This window comes from Micropepsis pineolensis, assembly GCF_055392125.1.
In genome coordinates, this window is the sequence record NZ_AP042408.1 from 2,258,098 (window position 1) to 2,273,537 (window position 15,440).

Annotated in this window: 16 protein-coding genes; 15 read left to right on the plus strand and 1 reads right to left on the minus strand. The window is 56.3% G+C overall.

Going from position 1 to position 15,440, the window contains the following annotated elements; all coding sequences use genetic code 11:
• Positions 1–393: 393 nt before the first annotated feature.
• From ACZ5RI_RS10060 to hypE, 15 genes are all read left to right on the plus strand, one after another.
• A complete protein-coding gene (locus tag ACZ5RI_RS10060; RefSeq protein WP_464512292.1) occupies positions 394–1,374 on the plus strand; it encodes a HoxN/HupN/NixA family nickel/cobalt transporter in 981 nt (326 codons plus the stop codon).
• 215 nt (positions 1,375–1,589) lie between these two features.
• Complete coding sequence (locus ACZ5RI_RS10065; RefSeq protein WP_464512295.1) at positions 1,590–2,756, plus strand: hydrogenase small subunit; 1,167 nt, start codon at positions 1,590–1,592, stop codon at positions 2,754–2,756.
• Between the two features lie 11 nt (positions 2,757–2,767).
• Positions 2,768–4,558, plus strand: coding sequence for a nickel-dependent hydrogenase large subunit (locus ACZ5RI_RS10070; RefSeq protein ID WP_464512299.1), 1,791 nt, complete (start codon positions 2,768–2,770; stop codon positions 4,556–4,558).
• A 10-nt stretch (positions 4,559–4,568) separates the two neighbouring features.
• Positions 4,569–5,309, plus strand: coding sequence for a Ni/Fe-hydrogenase, b-type cytochrome subunit (gene cybH / locus ACZ5RI_RS10075; RefSeq protein WP_464512304.1), 741 nt, complete (start codon positions 4,569–4,571; stop codon positions 5,307–5,309).
• A 1-nt stretch (position 5,310) separates the two neighbouring features.
• Positions 5,311–5,931, plus strand: a complete 621-nt coding sequence (locus ACZ5RI_RS10080) for a HyaD/HybD family hydrogenase maturation endopeptidase (protein ID WP_464512308.1) — start codon at positions 5,311–5,313, stop codon at positions 5,929–5,931.
• Between the two features lie 21 nt (positions 5,932–5,952).
• Positions 5,953–6,255, plus strand: coding sequence for a HypC/HybG/HupF family hydrogenase formation chaperone (locus ACZ5RI_RS10085; protein WP_464512312.1), 303 nt, complete (start codon positions 5,953–5,955; stop codon positions 6,253–6,255).
• The gene (locus tag ACZ5RI_RS10090) at positions 6,252–6,980 is read left to right on the plus strand and encodes a hydrogenase expression/formation protein (RefSeq protein ID WP_464512317.1); all 729 of its coding nucleotides are present in this window, start codon (positions 6,252–6,254) and stop codon (positions 6,978–6,980) included. Before ACZ5RI_RS10085 ends, ACZ5RI_RS10090 begins: the two co-directional genes overlap by 4 nt.
• Positions 6,981–7,022: 42 nt before the next feature.
• Positions 7,023–7,526: a [NiFe]-hydrogenase assembly chaperone HybE gene (gene hybE / locus ACZ5RI_RS10095; RefSeq protein ID WP_464512322.1), complete on the plus strand. Its 504-nt coding sequence runs from the start codon at positions 7,023–7,025 to the stop codon at positions 7,524–7,526.
• Positions 7,523–8,377, plus strand: a complete 855-nt coding sequence (locus ACZ5RI_RS10100) for a hypothetical protein (RefSeq protein ID WP_464512327.1) — start codon at positions 7,523–7,525, stop codon at positions 8,375–8,377. The genes hybE and ACZ5RI_RS10100 overlap by 4 nt, the downstream gene beginning before the upstream one ends.
• Positions 8,370–8,711: a hydrogenase maturation nickel metallochaperone HypA gene (hypA, locus tag ACZ5RI_RS10105; protein ID WP_464512331.1), complete on the plus strand. Its 342-nt coding sequence runs from the start codon at positions 8,370–8,372 to the stop codon at positions 8,709–8,711. The genes ACZ5RI_RS10100 and hypA overlap by 8 nt, the downstream gene beginning before the upstream one ends.
• Positions 8,711–9,490 carry a hydrogenase nickel incorporation protein HypB gene (gene hypB, locus ACZ5RI_RS10110; RefSeq protein WP_464512336.1) on the plus strand — a complete coding sequence of 260 codons (780 nt, stop codon included), beginning with the start codon at positions 8,711–8,713 and terminating at the stop codon, positions 9,488–9,490. The genes hypA and hypB overlap by 1 nt, the downstream gene beginning before the upstream one ends.
• Entirely contained in the window at positions 9,487–11,781 is a 2,295-nt protein-coding gene (gene hypF, locus ACZ5RI_RS10115) for a carbamoyltransferase HypF (RefSeq protein ID WP_464512340.1), read from the plus strand. Before hypB ends, hypF begins: the two co-directional genes overlap by 4 nt.
• Entirely contained in the window at positions 11,759–11,980 is a 222-nt protein-coding gene (locus ACZ5RI_RS10120; protein ID WP_464512344.1) for a HypC/HybG/HupF family hydrogenase formation chaperone, read from the plus strand. Before hypF ends, ACZ5RI_RS10120 begins: the two co-directional genes overlap by 23 nt.
• On the plus strand, positions 11,977–13,098 hold the full coding sequence (hypD, locus tag ACZ5RI_RS10125; protein ID WP_464512348.1) for a hydrogenase formation protein HypD: 1,122 nt from the start codon (positions 11,977–11,979) through the stop codon (positions 13,096–13,098). The genes ACZ5RI_RS10120 and hypD overlap by 4 nt, the downstream gene beginning before the upstream one ends.
• Positions 13,098–14,129 (plus strand): hydrogenase expression/formation protein HypE, encoded by a 1,032-nt coding sequence (gene hypE, locus ACZ5RI_RS10130; protein ID WP_464512352.1) that lies wholly within the window; start codon positions 13,098–13,100, stop codon positions 14,127–14,129. The genes hypD and hypE overlap by 1 nt, the downstream gene beginning before the upstream one ends.
• Positions 14,130–14,184: 55 nt before the next feature.
• Here hypE and ACZ5RI_RS10135 read toward each other — a convergent pair whose 3' ends face one another.
• The gene (locus tag ACZ5RI_RS10135) at positions 14,185–15,354 is read right to left on the minus strand and encodes a glycoside hydrolase family 5 protein (protein ID WP_464512356.1); all 1,170 of its coding nucleotides are present in this window, start codon (positions 15,352–15,354) and stop codon (positions 14,185–14,187) included.
• Positions 15,355–15,440: the final 86 nt, after the last annotated feature.

Here is a 15,440-nt window from a genome sequence, read left to right on the forward strand (position 1 = left end):
AACAAAATTAAATCGTTATTCGGCGGTCTTCACCCAGACGAAATTTCTGCCTGACGCATAGGCATACCAACTTCCGCGCGGACAAAGAGCCGTTGGCACTGCGTTCCTTTTCGGGACTACACTGACCTATTACATCGGTAACAAACCCTGCCCGAACGATAGATTGCAACCACCTTCCCGCGCCCTCACCACACCCAGACGGGCTTTACGTTTCTTGATTTTTCCAGGATACGCACTGGAGAAACAATGGTAGTGTTCAACCTATACAGGTAAGAATCATATGGGGGCCAAATGCACAGTGCCGACCTTTCCGCCGGAAAGGCAGACGCATCCACCCGGTGGCATTTGGCCGGATACCAACTTTTATTATGGTTAACACTTATCAATCTTATAGTGTGGGCCATCGCAGTTGCTGCCTTTCACCGCTTCCCGCTGCTGCTGGGCACAGCCCTGATCGCCTATAGCTTCGGCCTCAGGCACGCCTTTGACGCCGACCATATCGCCGCCATCGACAACACCATTCGCAAGCTGGTTGCTGGCGGGCAGCGCCCCATCTGCATCGGTCTCTACTTTTCCTTGGGCCATTCGACGGTGGTCTTTCTGCTTTCTGCCGTCGTTGCCACCTGTGCCAGCCTGGCGATCCACACCAACTACGTTGCCTTTGCCCATATCGGTGAAGTCGCTGGCACGCTGATCTCTGCCGGGCTGCTGTTTGCCATTGGTATCAGCAATGCCGCCATTCTCACCGGGGTACTCCGGGCGCTGACCAAGGTGCGGCGCGGCGCGGTCTATGCCGAAGATCAACTTGAACAGCTGGTGACGGGGCGCGGCCTGCTGGCCAGCCTGTTCCGGCGGGTTTTCGCACGGGTCGGCAAAAGCTGGCACGTCTATTTCATCGGGCTGCTGTTCGGGCTTGGCTTCGATACGGCAACCGAAATCGGCCTGATCGGCATGTCGGCGGCAGAGGCAACCAAAGGCCTGCCGCTGCTGTCGATTATGGTCTTTCCGCTGCTATTTGCTGCCGGAATGGCGCTGGTCGATTCCATCGACAGTGTGCTGATGGTCAGCACCTATACCCCACGCATTGCAACCCCGGTCTGGAAACTGACCTACAACGCGATTGTCACGTCTCTTTCTGTGGCCACGGCCTTCGCCGTCGGCGGCATCGAACTGGCTCAATTGCTGCAGGACAAACTGGCCCTCACCGGGCAGATGGGGCAATGGGCCGAAACAATCGGCCGATACATGGGTTGGGCTGGGTTTGCCATCGCCGGTTTATTTGCCGCCATCTGGGCCATTACCCAGATTGGTATGCGGTACACCTCTGAAAAATCCGCGATTGCCAATGGAATCCTAAATCGCAAATCTGATTAAGCGTTACGATTTTACGTGCTTACCGCGTAGCAGTTTTCGTTTTGTGTTGAGTGCAAACACATAACCGGTGCGGTGAAAATGCCCGTTATGTGTGGTGTCGAAGTGCATTGCTCTGAACACGCTAGGCCGCTCCACGGCATGAGGCAGAGCCCCACTTCAATGCGTCGAGGCGCAGCCATGCTGCATAAAACTGTTCCGTGCGAGGAGATATGCCTATGACCGTGGGCCCCACAGACATCGAGCTGACTGACCGGCCAAAAAACAGCACCGATAGCACCACCGAAACATTCTATGATGTCATTCGGCGTCAGGGAATTTCCCGACGTGCCTTCAATGCATTCTGTGCCATGACGGCCGCATCGCTTGGGTTATCCCCGTCCTATGCCGCCGACATTGCCCATGCCATGGAAACCAAGCCACGCATTCCTGTGCTGTGGGTGCATGGGCTGGAATGCACCTGCTGCTCGGAAAGCTTCATCCGGTCGGCCCACCCGCTTGCCAAGGATGTCGTGCTGTCGATGATCTCGCTGGATTATGACGACACGCTGATGGCCGCCGCAGGCACCCAGGCCGAAGCCATCTTAAGTGAAATTACCGCGAAATATAAAGGCAATTACATTGTCGCAGTCGAAGGCAATCCGCCACTGAATGAAGATGGCATGTATTGCATCATCGGTGGTCGCCCCTTTGTCGAGCAATTGAAAGAGGTCTGTAAGGATGCCATGGCCGTGATTGCCTGGGGTTCCTGCGCCTCGTGGGGCTGCGTGCAATCAGCCCGCCCCAATCCGACCGGCGCCACCCCCGTGCACAAGGTCATCACCGACAAGCCGATCATCAATGTGCCCGGTTGCCCGCCGATTGCCGAGGTGATGACCGGGGTCATCAGCTACATCCTCACCTTCGGCCGTCTGCCCGAACTGGACTCGCAGAAGCGACCCAAGATGTTCTACGGCCAGCGGATTCACGACAAATGCTATCGCCGGCCGCATTTTGATGCCGGACAATTTGTTGAAAAATTCGACGATGAAAATTCCAAAAAAGCCTATTGCCTTTATAAAATGGGCTGCCGTGGACCGACGACCTACAATTCCTGCTCCACGGTGCGCTGGAATGATGGCGTGTCTTTCCCGATTCAAAGCGGCCACGGCTGTCTTGGCTGTTCTGAGGTCGATTTCTGGGATAATGGCCCGTTCTATCAACGCCTGCAGAATATTCCACAATTCGGTATTGAAGCGACAGCCGACGAAATCGGCGGCACTGCTGCCGTTGTGGTTGGTGCCGCAGCGGCCACCCATGCCGTTATTTCGGCCCTGAGCCGCCTGCGCAAAACACCACCGGATACCCCACAGCCCAAACCTGCCGACAGCGATAAGACCGAGTGAGGGAGAACAAGATGACCGTACAAACGCCGAACGGCTTTACGCTCGACAACAGCGGCAAACGCATTGTCGTCGATCCCGTCACCCGCATTGAAGGCCATATGCGCGTCGAAGTGAATGTCGATGCCAACAACATTATCCGCAATGCCGTCTCGACCGGCACGATGTGGCGCGGGCTGGAAGTAATCCTGCGCGGGCGCGATCCGCGCGACGCCTGGGCCTTTACCGAGCGGATCTGTGGCGTGTGCACCGGCACCCACGCCCTCACATCCGTGCGTACAGTCGAAAATGCCCTCGGCATTCAGATCCCGGAGAATGCCAATACTATCCGCAATCTGATGCAGCTGACGTTGCAGGTTCACGATCACCTTGTCCATTTCTATCACCTTCATGCACTGGACTGGGTCGATGTTGTCTCGGCACTAAAAGCCGATCCCAAGGCAACATCGACACTGGCGCAATCCATCTCGTCCTGGCCGTTATCATCACCGGGATATTTCCGTGATATTCAGGCGCGACTGAAGGCATTTGTCAGTTCCGGGCAACTTGGTCCCTTCCGCAACGCCTATTGGGGCCACAAGGCCTACAAACTACCGCCGGAAGCCAATCTAATGGCGGTGGCGCATTATCTCGAGGCACTCGACTTCCAGAAAGAGATCGTCAAGATCCATACTGTGTTCGGGGGCAAAAACCCGCATCCCAACTGGCTGGTCGGCGGGGTGCCCTGCCCGATCAACCTCAATGATGTCGGCGCATCGGCCACCATCAATATGGAACGGCTCAATCTGGTCTCCACCATCATTGACCAGATCAATGCTTTCGTCGATCAGGTCTATATCCCGGACCTTCTCGCCATTGCTTCCTTCTATAAGGACTGGCTTTATGGCGGAGGGCTGTCGGGCAAGGCGGTGCTGTCCTATGGCGATATTCCCGATCACGCCAACGACTATACCACCAAGAACCTCATGCTGCCGCGCGGTGCCATCATCAATGGCAATCTGAACGAAGTGCATGACGTCAATCTGCGCGATCCCAATGAAATCCAGGAATTCGTCACCCACTCCTGGTACGCCTACCCCAATGAAGCCAAGGGGCTGCACCCATTCGACGGCATTACCGAACCACATTTCGAGCTTGGCCCTAACGCCAAAGGCAGTAAGACCAATATTGAGGCGCTTGACGAAGCGGCGAAATATTCCTGGATCAAGGCACCGCGCTGGAAGGGCCACGCCATGGAGGTGGGGCCGCTGGCACGCTGGGTTATTGGTTACGCCAAGGGCATTCCCGAATTCAAGGAACCGGTCGAAGCGACGCTGAAACAACTTGATCTGCCGGTATCGGCGCTGTTTTCCACTCTGGGCCGCACTGCCGCCCGGGCGCTGGAAAGCCAGTGGGCGGCACGTAAAATGCGCTATTTCTTCGACAAACTGATTACAAACATCAAAGCAGGCGATTCCGTCACGGCGAATATGACGAAGTGGGAACCCGAAAGCTGGCCCGCCAAAGCACAGGGGGTTGGCTTCACCGAAGCGCCACGCGGGGCCCTTGGACATTGGATCAAGATTGAAGCAGGCAAAATCGCCTCCTATCAATGCGTTGTTCCGACCACCTGGAACGGTGGCCCGCGGGATCCCAGTGGCAATATCGGTGCTTTTGAAGCCTCGTTAATGAACACGCCGATGGCCGACCCGACGCAACCGCTGGAAATTCTGCGGACAATCCATTCCTTCGACCCGTGTCTGGCCTGTTCGACGCATGTCATGAGTGACGATCAGCGCGAACTGGCAAACGTCACCATCCGCTAGGAGGGATAAAATGAGCGACACACGCGGCCCTCACAGCGACGCGAAGGATTATGCGGCGGTGGACGGCCCCATCGGCACACCGCATGACGCCATCTATGTCTATGATCCACCGCTGCGTTATTGGCACTGGATCAATGCGGGCTGCATCACGGTGCTTGCCCTGACCGGCTATTTCATTGGTAGCCCACCACCCAGCCTGACTGGCGAGGCTTCGGGGCACTTTTTGTTCGGTTATATCCGCTTTGCCCATTTCACTGCCGGGCTTCTGCTGGTTGTGGCGTTTCTGGCCCGTATCTTCTGGGCCTTTTACGGCAACTTCTATGCCCGACAGATTTTCACCTTACCGGCTTTTGACAGAAACTGGTTCAAAGAGCTGTTTTACGAACTTAAATGGTATCTGTTTCTGACCAAATGGCCCCGCAAATATATCGGGCATAATCCTCTCGCCCATCTGTCTATGGTTTTTCTGCTTGTGCTGCCGATAATCTTCATGATCTTCACCGGGCTGGCGCTCTATGCCGAGGGGCTCGGTGTCAAAAGTTCGCTCTACACCCTCACCCGCGCGGCGTTCTGGCTGTTCGGTGGTTCCATGCAGCTGCATACCTGGCACCATTGCGGCATGTGGGTCATTGTCACCTTCGTGATTATTCACATCTACACCGCCCTGCGCGAGGAGGTGATGAGCCTGCAGTCGATGATATCGGTCATGACGTCGGGTTGGCGCTATTTCCGCAACGAAATAGGCAAATAATATGAACACAGCAACTGCCGATACGTTGATTTTAGGCGTCGGAAATATTCTGTGGGCGGATGAAGGCTTTGGTGTGCGGACGCTTGAACATCTGGCGGAAAAATACACCTTGCCAGAAGACGTCACCTTGCTTGATGGCGGCACACAAGGTTTGGCATTGCTGCCTATCCTGACCGCCCATAAACGGCTGCTAATCCTTGATGCCGTCGATTTTCATGGTGAGCCCGGGGAACTGTCGCTTAAGCGCGATGGTGAGATTGCCACCTTCATCGGCAGTCATGCGGTCAGCCTGCACCAAACCAGCATGCACGACGTGCTGGCTCTGGCGGGGCTGCTTGGCGCCGCACCACAAAAGATCAGCCTGATCGGGGTGCAACCCGTGGTGCTGGAGGATTACGGCGGCAGCTTGTCAGATAAGGTAAGGGCCAGAGTGGGCGAAGCTGTTGAACTTGCGCGGGGGGAGCTTACACGCTGGGGGATCGCCGTCACACCCAGGCAAGCAGGCACGGACCCTGGTCTGGTTGCACCGGCATTGCGGCTTGCTGCCTATGAAGCGGGCAGACCATCAGCCAGCCTTGCCTGCCGCAGCGGTGATGCGCGTGTTGTCGGAATAAGGGATTAGACCATGTGCCTTGGCGTACCCATGCAAGTGATGACCGTATCACCCTATCAGGCGATTTGCGCAGCTGATGGCGAAAGCCTGAGCGTCAACACCGCATTAATTGATAATGGGTTGCGACAGGGCGACTGGCTGCTGGTACATCAAAACCGTGCCATCCGGATATTGACGCCAGAAGATGCCGCAACGATTACCCGTGCGCTCAGGGCCGTGGTTGCGGTTGCAAGAGGAGAGCCGTTTGAAGAGTATTTTTCCGATCTGATCGGCCGTGAACCACAGTTGCCCGCGCATCTGATACCACCAAACCATCCAGAGGATGCGCCATGACACTAACCGCTACCGCAAATACAACCGCTTTACACTGCGTTGAAGCAGATATTCTTTCGGCATTACAGTGCACTACGCCACAAGACGACAGCACCATCGTCAGTTGCATGCATTTACATACTTCAGATCGAAAATTATTGGCAGAACATCTTGGCAAAGGGGAAGTCATCATTCTGGCTGGTGCAGATGGTGCCACAGAGATTACCGAAACGATTTATCCCGGTGTGTGGCACAGCATAACGCGCAGCGATACCAACGAAATACGTGAAGAACATCTGGAAATCGGTGCCATACCACGCATCGTACGGACGATAAACCTCGCCTGCAGCACCGAACCCGCTTCACGGCGAACGGTGCCCAGTGAAGGCATTATGAACGCACCGTCTGTTCTTGCCGAGGTAATGGCGCATGCAAAAGCATGGCATACAGGCTGCGCCAATCACGTCATCAATTTCACCCTGTTACCGATGACGGCTGAGGATATGGCATTGGTCATCCAGTCACTCGGTAAAGCACCGCTGGCCATACGAACAAAAAATTACGGGGCCTGCATGATTTCCTCTACTGAAGTGCGACATGTCTGGACCGTACAATATTATAATTCCGAAGGAAAAATCATTTTAAACACGGTGGAAGTTGGCGATGTCCCCACCGCAGCACAGGCCGCACGCGAAGATTTTGAGGATTCTGCCCGTCGTTTTGCCGATAGGATTGCCGACATTTAACGGCAGGGTTTTGCTCTGGTCGTTTCGTTACGGGGGGAAATATTGACGCTAAACCATTCAAAAACAAAATCCGGTGATTTTTTTCCGTTAAACCGTGATGACGCTACTGCAGGCCGTGTCTGTTCTGCCTATCGTGCAGCAGATAGCACTATGCGGGATTTTTCTTTTTATAATACTGCTATTGGTTTTTGTGCAGTTGGCTTCTGTGCAGATGACAATGCCTGCACAGGCATTGCGGTTACACCGTGGGGCATGATGCTTCTTCGCGTGTTACCGCCTGCACAACGAACCTTGCCGGATGGTGAGACGGTAACGCGCCATTACCCCTCTGGCGATTATGACTTTATTACGGGCCATCTTGATGGTGTTGGGGCGGTTGAAACCTGCCCATTATTTTCATCCATGCTAAGTTTTTCAAACCATTTGGACGCCTGCGAAGCCGCAGAAAAAGCCTTGATCGCTCTTTTTGAGCCGCCTGCGCACCCACCTCTTGCAAAAAACAATCTGCTAACCCGCAGAGCCTTGCTTGGAAGAGCAATACCATGAGCCCATCCCGCAACGGCGATAACAAATATGAAATCCATATCAGTCTGCGTGATGGGCGTATCGTTGCGGCCAAAATCTTACCAACGGGAATGATAAACCCACAGTTTCTTGCCATTGGCATGCCCTATGAAGATGTTCCGACCGTTTTATCTAATGTATTTGGCGTTTGTGCTGCGGCACATCGCGCCGCAGCATTGGGTGCCATTGAGCAGGCAACCAAGGACAAGCCGGATGAAACCGCTAAGCGGCAACGTGCCCATGCGGTTTTAAGCGAACGCCTGATAAATGGCTTGTGGCGACTGGCGATTGATTGGCCCCATGCATTGGGATTGGTGGAGCGTCCGGCACTGATCGTTGCGTTAAAACATCTGCTGTTGCCCAATATCCCACGCAAAGCCGCACAGATCGGCATAAGCGAAATATTGGCAAAAACCGAAAAAGCCACACTTGTGCAAGTCATGACGGAAGCGGTCAACCAGTCAGATACGGGAAACGGGCATTTCTTATCTGATCTGATTGGTGGTGCCACGCAGGAGCCGGAAAACACACTGAACAGTCTTTTGGCATTGATGGATGGTGCACCGCCGAAAGCCGAATGGTGGGGCGAAAATGGCATTGTGCAAACCTCGCGCGGGCTTCTTATTCACACCGCCAGCGTCTCGATGGATCGCATCCGCGACTATGCCGTGATTACCCCGACAAGCCGGATTATGGCGGCGGGGGGAACATTAGAACGCATTCTTGTCGGCCTTGACGGTAGCGCACTTTTACGCACCGTCAATGCGCGGATTGCCTTACTCGACCCCTGCGCCGAAACCGATATCCGCATTGTGGAGGCAAGCGATGCATGAAATCTCGCTCTGTCAGGGCATTGTCGATATTGTACGCAGTGCGCAAGCCAAACACGGTTTTTCCTATGCCCGCCGCATACGCATTGAAATCGGTGCGCTTTCCTGCATCGACCCGGTGGCGTTACGATTCAGCTTTGTCCCGGCAGCGGCCGGAACCCCGGCGGAAGGGGCGGAACTTCTGATCGACGAGCCATCCGGCACCGCCTGGTGCATGGATTGCCAGAAGGCCATCACCCTTTCCGAGCGGGGCACCCCCTGCCCGACCTGCGGCGGTTATAAACTTATGATCCAGAGCGGGGATGAAATGCGTGTCAAAGATATGGAGGTTGTCTGATGTGCAGCACCTGTGGTTGTTCGGCAAATAGCGCGACTTCGCACCATCATGGGGATGGCCATCACCACCATCACGACCATGCCCATGACACAGATGGCGCGCTTGAGGTGACAAGCCCGGCACGCCTGATCGCCATAGAGGAGGATATTCTTTCCCGCAATGCCGCAGTGGCTGCCAAAAACCGCGCCCGGTTTACTGCACAGCATACTTTTGCCCTAAACCTCGTTTCCAGTCCGGGCGCAGGTAAAACCAGTCTGCTGGTTGAGACTTTGCGCCGGATCAAGGGCGCGGCTGCGGTTATTGAGGGCGATCAGGAAACCTCGGTCGACGCGGCTCGCATCCGGGAAACCGGACATCCGGCTTTTCAGATTAATACCGGGCGGGGCTGTCATCTTGATGCTCAAATGGTTGAACATGCCAGCGATCACTTAAACGATTTTTCTGACGGCTTTCTGTTCATCGAAAATGTCGGCAATCTGGTTTGCCCGGCAGGCTTTGACCTGGGCGAGGCCCTGCGTGTCGTCATCGTCTCGGTAACCGAAGGGGAAGATAAACCGCTCAAATACCCCCACATCTTTGCAACCGCTGACCTGGTCATTGTATCGAAAGCAGATCTGCTGCCGTATCTGGACTGCAATGTCGATACGCTGCTGGGTAACGCCCGCAAGGTCAACCCGCGCATTGCCAGCATGGTGCTATCGGTTAAAACAGGGGACGGCGTTGACAACTGGCTGCAGTGGCTTAAAGCCGCCCGCGCTATGCGCGATGCAGCAGCATGAATGACCGCCCCACCCAAATGGTGGCACAGCAAACCCTGGCGCGGCAACAGCTGCACATTACTGGTGTGGTGCAGGCGGTGGGGTTTCGACCGTTTCTCTACCGACTGGCAATCCGGCTGGGCTTAAGCGGTTTTGTGCGCAATGGGGCCGATGGCGTATGGGTTGAAATTGAAGGCCCGGCAGCGGCACTTGCAGCATTTGCCGCAGCCTGCCACAGCGAAGCGCCACCGCTCGCCCGGATTGATGCCATTGTGATAACGGCACTGCCGGTAAACACAAACGAAAAGACATTTGCCGTAATGCAAAGCGATACGGTGGCCGATGGGGCCTTGGTGCCGCCTGATGTCGCGCCCTGCCCCGCCTGCATGGGCGAGGTGCTTGATCCGGCCAACCGCCGCTATCTTTATCCCTTCACCACCTGCACCGATTGTGGCCCGCGCCTGACAATTGTTGAAAGCCTGCCCTATGACCGCGCCCGCACCACCATGGCAGATTTTCCGCTCTGCCCGGAATGTGCGGCGGAATATCACGATCCGGCTTCACGCCGCTTTCATGCCGAGGCTATCGCCTGCCCGCAATGTGGCCCGCATATATCACATAGCATCGCGACGATGGTCGCTGTGCTGGCCGGTGGCGGCATTGTCGCCCTCAAAGGCCTGGGCGGCTACCATCTGGCTTGTGATGCAACGAACGAAGCGACGGCGCTGCGCCTGCGTCACCATAAGGGGCGCGAGGCCAAGCCCTTTGCCGTAATGGTGGCAACACGCGAAACCGCACGCTGTTTTGCCACTTTAAGCGAGGAAGAAGCGGCACTACTCGCCGCGCCGGAACGGCCGATTGTCATTGTTGATGCGATACCCGGCACGCTGGCACCATCGGTATCCTCCGGTTTGTCCAGCGTCGGGATTATGCTGCCGTCCAGCATGCTGCATGTTCTGCTGTTACGACAGGCGGCAGTGCGTGGTCTTACCGCGTTGGTGATGACCAGTGGCAATCTGTCCGGCGCCCCGGTATTGACCGAGGATCAGGCCGCCGTCGACATTCTGAGTTCTGTTGCAGATCTGGTGGTCACGCATAACCGGCGCATTGCCAATCGTGCCGACGACAGTGTGATGCGCATGATATGTAGCCCGGCCTATGTGCGCCGTTCCCGTGGCAGCGTTCCAACCCCCATTGCGCTGCCGACAGACGGGCCAGACGTGCTTGCCCTTGGTGGCCAGCTTAAAGTTACCGCCTGCGTGGCAAAAGGCCGGCTTGGCCATTTGTCGGCCCATATCGGCGATATGGATACGCCCGCAGCGGTTGATGCCCTGGAAGATGCCGTGCACGGCCTGATCGCCCGCACCGGGGCGCAGCCACAGGCCGTGGCGCATGACCTGCACCCGGATTTTGCCACCACACAATTGGCGCAGCGTCTGGCCAGGCAATACCACTGCCCCGCCATTGCCGTGCAGCATCATCACGCCCATGCGGCGGCTGTGGCCGCCGAAAATGGGGTTGAGGATTGCCTTGCCATCACACTGGATGGTTTTGGTTTGGGGCCAGCAGATTGTGCCGTGCGCGCCTGGGGCGGTGAAGTTTTGGCGTATCACGGTGCACGTTTCCGGCGTCTTGGCAGCCTTAATCCTCTGTTGGAACCCGGCGGTGATGCGGCAGCCCGCGCGCCCTGGCGAATGGCGGCGGCGGTGCTGGTGCAGCTTGGTCAGTCTGTCACCGCACGGTTCCCCGATCAGCCGCAAGCCCCCGCACTGGAACGGATGCTGCAACAAGGTGCCATAACCCAGGCAACCAGCAGCGCCGGGCGTTTATTCGATACCGCAGCGGCCCTGCTGGGCCTTTGCAGTGTCAATCGCTTTGAATCGGAAGCCGCTATGCGGCTTGAAGCGTTGGCGGCAGAGCCGCGCGTATTACCCGATGGGTTTGCCTTACGGGAAACATCCGGCCTCTGCCTGCTCGACCTCATGCCGCTGCTGACCCATCTGGCTCAGGGCTGCCCGGCGCAGGAAGGGGCCGCGCTGGTCCACGGCACACTGGCGGCGGGCCTGACAGAAATGCTGGCGCGCACAGCACCAATGGGGGCAACGGTTGCGCTGGCGGGGGGCTGTTTCTTAAACCGCATTCTGACGAATACCTTGCGGGATCAGTTAATTGCGCGTGGAATGCATGTTCTGATGGCGCGTCAGGCCCCGTGCAACGATGGAGGCCTGTCACTGGGGCAAGCCGTCGTCGCCCGCGCCCGCCTAGCCGCCGCGCAGATGGGAGGGGAAGATGTGTCTGGCCATACCGGCTGAAGTGCTGAGCATAGAGGACAATGATTGCGCCCTCGTGACCATTGGCGGCATTCGCAAAACCGTTTCCACCGCGCTGCTGGACGAGGTTACGGTGGGCGATTATGTCCTGGTTCATGTCGGCTATGCCTTATCACGCATTGACGAGGCTGAGGCACGGCGCACCCTTGCCGCCATTGAACGGATGGGGGCACCGGCATGAAGCATATTGATGAATATCGCGATCCACAGCAGGCCAGACGGTTGGCAATGGCCATCGCCCGCGAAGCCTGCCCGGAACGCCACTACCGACTGATGGAATTTTGTGGCGGGCACACCCATGCCATATATCGTTATGGCCTGCAGGATCTTTTACCGCCCAATGTGGTGATGGTACATGGCCCCGGCTGCCCGGTCTGTGTGCTGCCGACCGGGCGGCTCGACATGGCCATCCGCATGGCGCAATTGCCCGATGTTATTTTGTGCAGCTATGCCGATATGGTGCGGGTGCCGGGGGCGCAGGGCAGCAGCCTGATCAAGGCCAAGGCGGCCGGTGCGGATATTCGCATGGTCTATTCCACCACCGACGCCCTGACGATTGCCGAAGATAACCCGGCCAAACAGGTTATTTTCTTCGCTATTGGTTTTGAGACCACCACACCGCCTACCGCACTGGCGGTCAAAAGTGCGGTGGCGCGACGGTTGAAGAATTTCACCGTCTTCGTCAACCATGTTCTGACCCCGGCGGCCATTGCCGGTATTTTCACATCGGCGGGCGATAACAAGGTCAATGTTGATGGCCTGATTGGTCCATCGCATGTCTCGGTCGTGATCGGCACCAGACCTTATGAACCCCTAGCTACCGCGTGCCAGCGCCCTATTGTTGTAGCCGGGTTTGAACCGATTGATGTTCTGCAATCCGTTCTGATGCTGATCCGTCAGATCAATGAAAATCGTGCTGATGTAGAAAATCAATATATCCGTGCGGTTACGCCTGCGGGGAACCTCAAAGCGCAAAAACTGATGACCGAAGTCTTCACGTTGCGTGACCGTTTTGAATGGCGAGGACTGGGATGGATTGACAAAAGTGCCTTACAGCTGGCACCGGCGTTTAGCGACCTTGATGCCGAAAAACGCTTTGCTGTTGCCTATATTCCGGCAGAAGAAACCAAATCCTGTGCCTGCCCGGAAATTTTGCGCGGACAAAAGCGGCCGGAAGAATGCAAACTGTTTGGCCGTGCCTGCACACCCGAAACACCACGCGGTGCCTGCATGGTTTCAGCCGAAGGGGCTTGTGCCGCACACTATACCTATGGTCGGTTTCGCACGGTGGCAGCATAATGACCTTTGATAAAGCGCAGTCAAATATCGGAAAATATATCGACATGCGCCATGGGGCCGGTGGGCGTGCCATGGCGGATATGATCGCAACGATTTTTAAACCCGCCTTTTCCAACAGCATTCTGGCACGCGGTGAAGATCAGGCTATTTTACCCGCACCGACCGGGCGCATAGCACTGACGACCGACAGCTTTGTTGTGCAACCGCTATTTTTTCCCGGCGGCGACATCGGCTCGCTCGCGGTGCACGGTACCGTCAATGATCTTGCCATGGGTGGGGCTAAACCTTTGTGGCTTACCGCTGGTTTCATTATTGAAGAAGGTTTTCCGTGCGATGATTTATGGCAAATCGCGCGATCCATGGGCGAAGCGGCAAACCAAGCCGGGGTGCAGATCGTTACCGGCGATACCAAGGTGGTCGAGCGTGGTAAAGGCGATGGCGTATTCATCAATACAGCCGGTGTGGGCCAGATACCCAATGGCCTTGATTGGGGCGTGCATCGTATCCGCCCCGGCGACAAGGTGCTGGTATCCGGCACGATTGGCGATCATGGCGTGGCCATCATGGCCCATCGTCAGGGCCTCAGCTTTGAAACCACGATTTTGTCAGACAGTGCCGCACTGAATGGTTTGGTGGAACGCATGGTCATGGCGGCCCCCGATGGCGTGCATGCCTTGCGCGACCCGACGCGCGGTGGGGTTGCGGCCACGCTGAATGAATTTGCAGTGGCAGCAAATGTCGGCATCAGTCTTAACGAAGCTGCCATTCCTGTGCGTACCGAAGTTATAGGGGCTTGCGAGCTGCTTGGGCTGGATCCGCTGAATGTCGCCAATGAAGGTAAGTTGATTGCCATCGTTGTCCCCGAAGCGGCAGAGCGCATCCTAAACACGCTGCACACAGATGAGCTGGGCCGCGACGCCCGGATTATCGGTGACGTTTGTGATGGCCGCTTTGTCCGCATGCGGACCCGCATTGGGGGCGAGCGACTGGTTGCATGGCTGTCCGGCGATCAGCTACCCCGGATTTGCTGAGTGGCACGCCAGGAAATCTTCGTGGTCCGAAATGGTCTGACGCCGCGCAGCTAACCTAATTCATATGCGCAGTAATAACATCCATCAGGGGATGAGGGGTACGTGGAATATTGCCTGCCTTTGCCTGCCCCATAAAATCGTAAAACTGCCTGGAGGTAAAATCCGCCGGGATTTCGTAATCCATGCCATCCCAGCCATCCTCGCGGAAGGCATAGAACGCCCAATGAGCTGATCGGTTGTTCAAAATATCGAGTACATCACCAAGATAGGCACCACAGTCTGCCCACTGGCGCATACAACCAAACTCACTTACTACCACGCGGCTTTGCGGCACACCGTTAGCTGCCGCCCACGCGAACGGGCCGGCAAGGTATCGCGCCATGACCGCCTTATTCCACACCAGCTGTTGCGGCCCGAACCAGGCGGAGATACCCGGATAGGGATGAGCCGTATCTGTGGCGCTGGTCGCTTCGTAAGGCTCGTACATATGAAAGGCATAAAGCACATTATTGTCGGCAAGCGGCTTCGGCCAATAGCTAAAACCCCAGGCATTCGCCGACCAGCCACTATCAACCATCACCGGGGTGACTGGATCGATCTGGCGAATGGCCGCAATCAAAAAAGTATAGAAACCCGGCAAATCATGGCTGGTGCCATGATATTTAGCATACCAGGCCTGACGTACATCTGCGGTGGCCTGTGCATCCAGACCCAGCGGCTTTTCAGGCATCGGCTCGTTGATCAAATTATACCCCGCCAGCGCCGGATGGTTCTTTACCGCCAGCGCCAGATCACACCAGAACGCAGCCGACTGTACCCAATAGGCATGATCGTTCCACAGCCGGTCATCAGGCCTACCACCGTTATGCTGATTCCAGCGATTACCGGGCAAGGACAATGGTACCAACACCACTTTAAGGCCCGCGTGATGGGCAGCATCCATCACCTGAATCAACGTTCTCAAATCGGCAGGTGGTATGCCGTTGTAATGATCGGCATCACCAATCAGAAAATCGCGCCCGGCACCATGCCATTTTGAAAACGCCAGACGAACCCAGCTTACCCCCGTTGCTTTCAGGGCACGGAAATAGGCTTCGTCCGGTGGGGTGCGGTTAAAGCTGTTGGCGCCATGCTGCGGCGTATTCCAGATTGTGATATTGCCTGCGTGGGCAGTGGTACAGCATAAAAGCCCGACTGTAATGACGATTGCGGTGATACATTTCATCAAATCGCCCCATCAATACCGTATGGTGACTTTCAAGTGCAGCCAGATATTATGAAGATTAGCGCAATACGACCGATTTTACCACC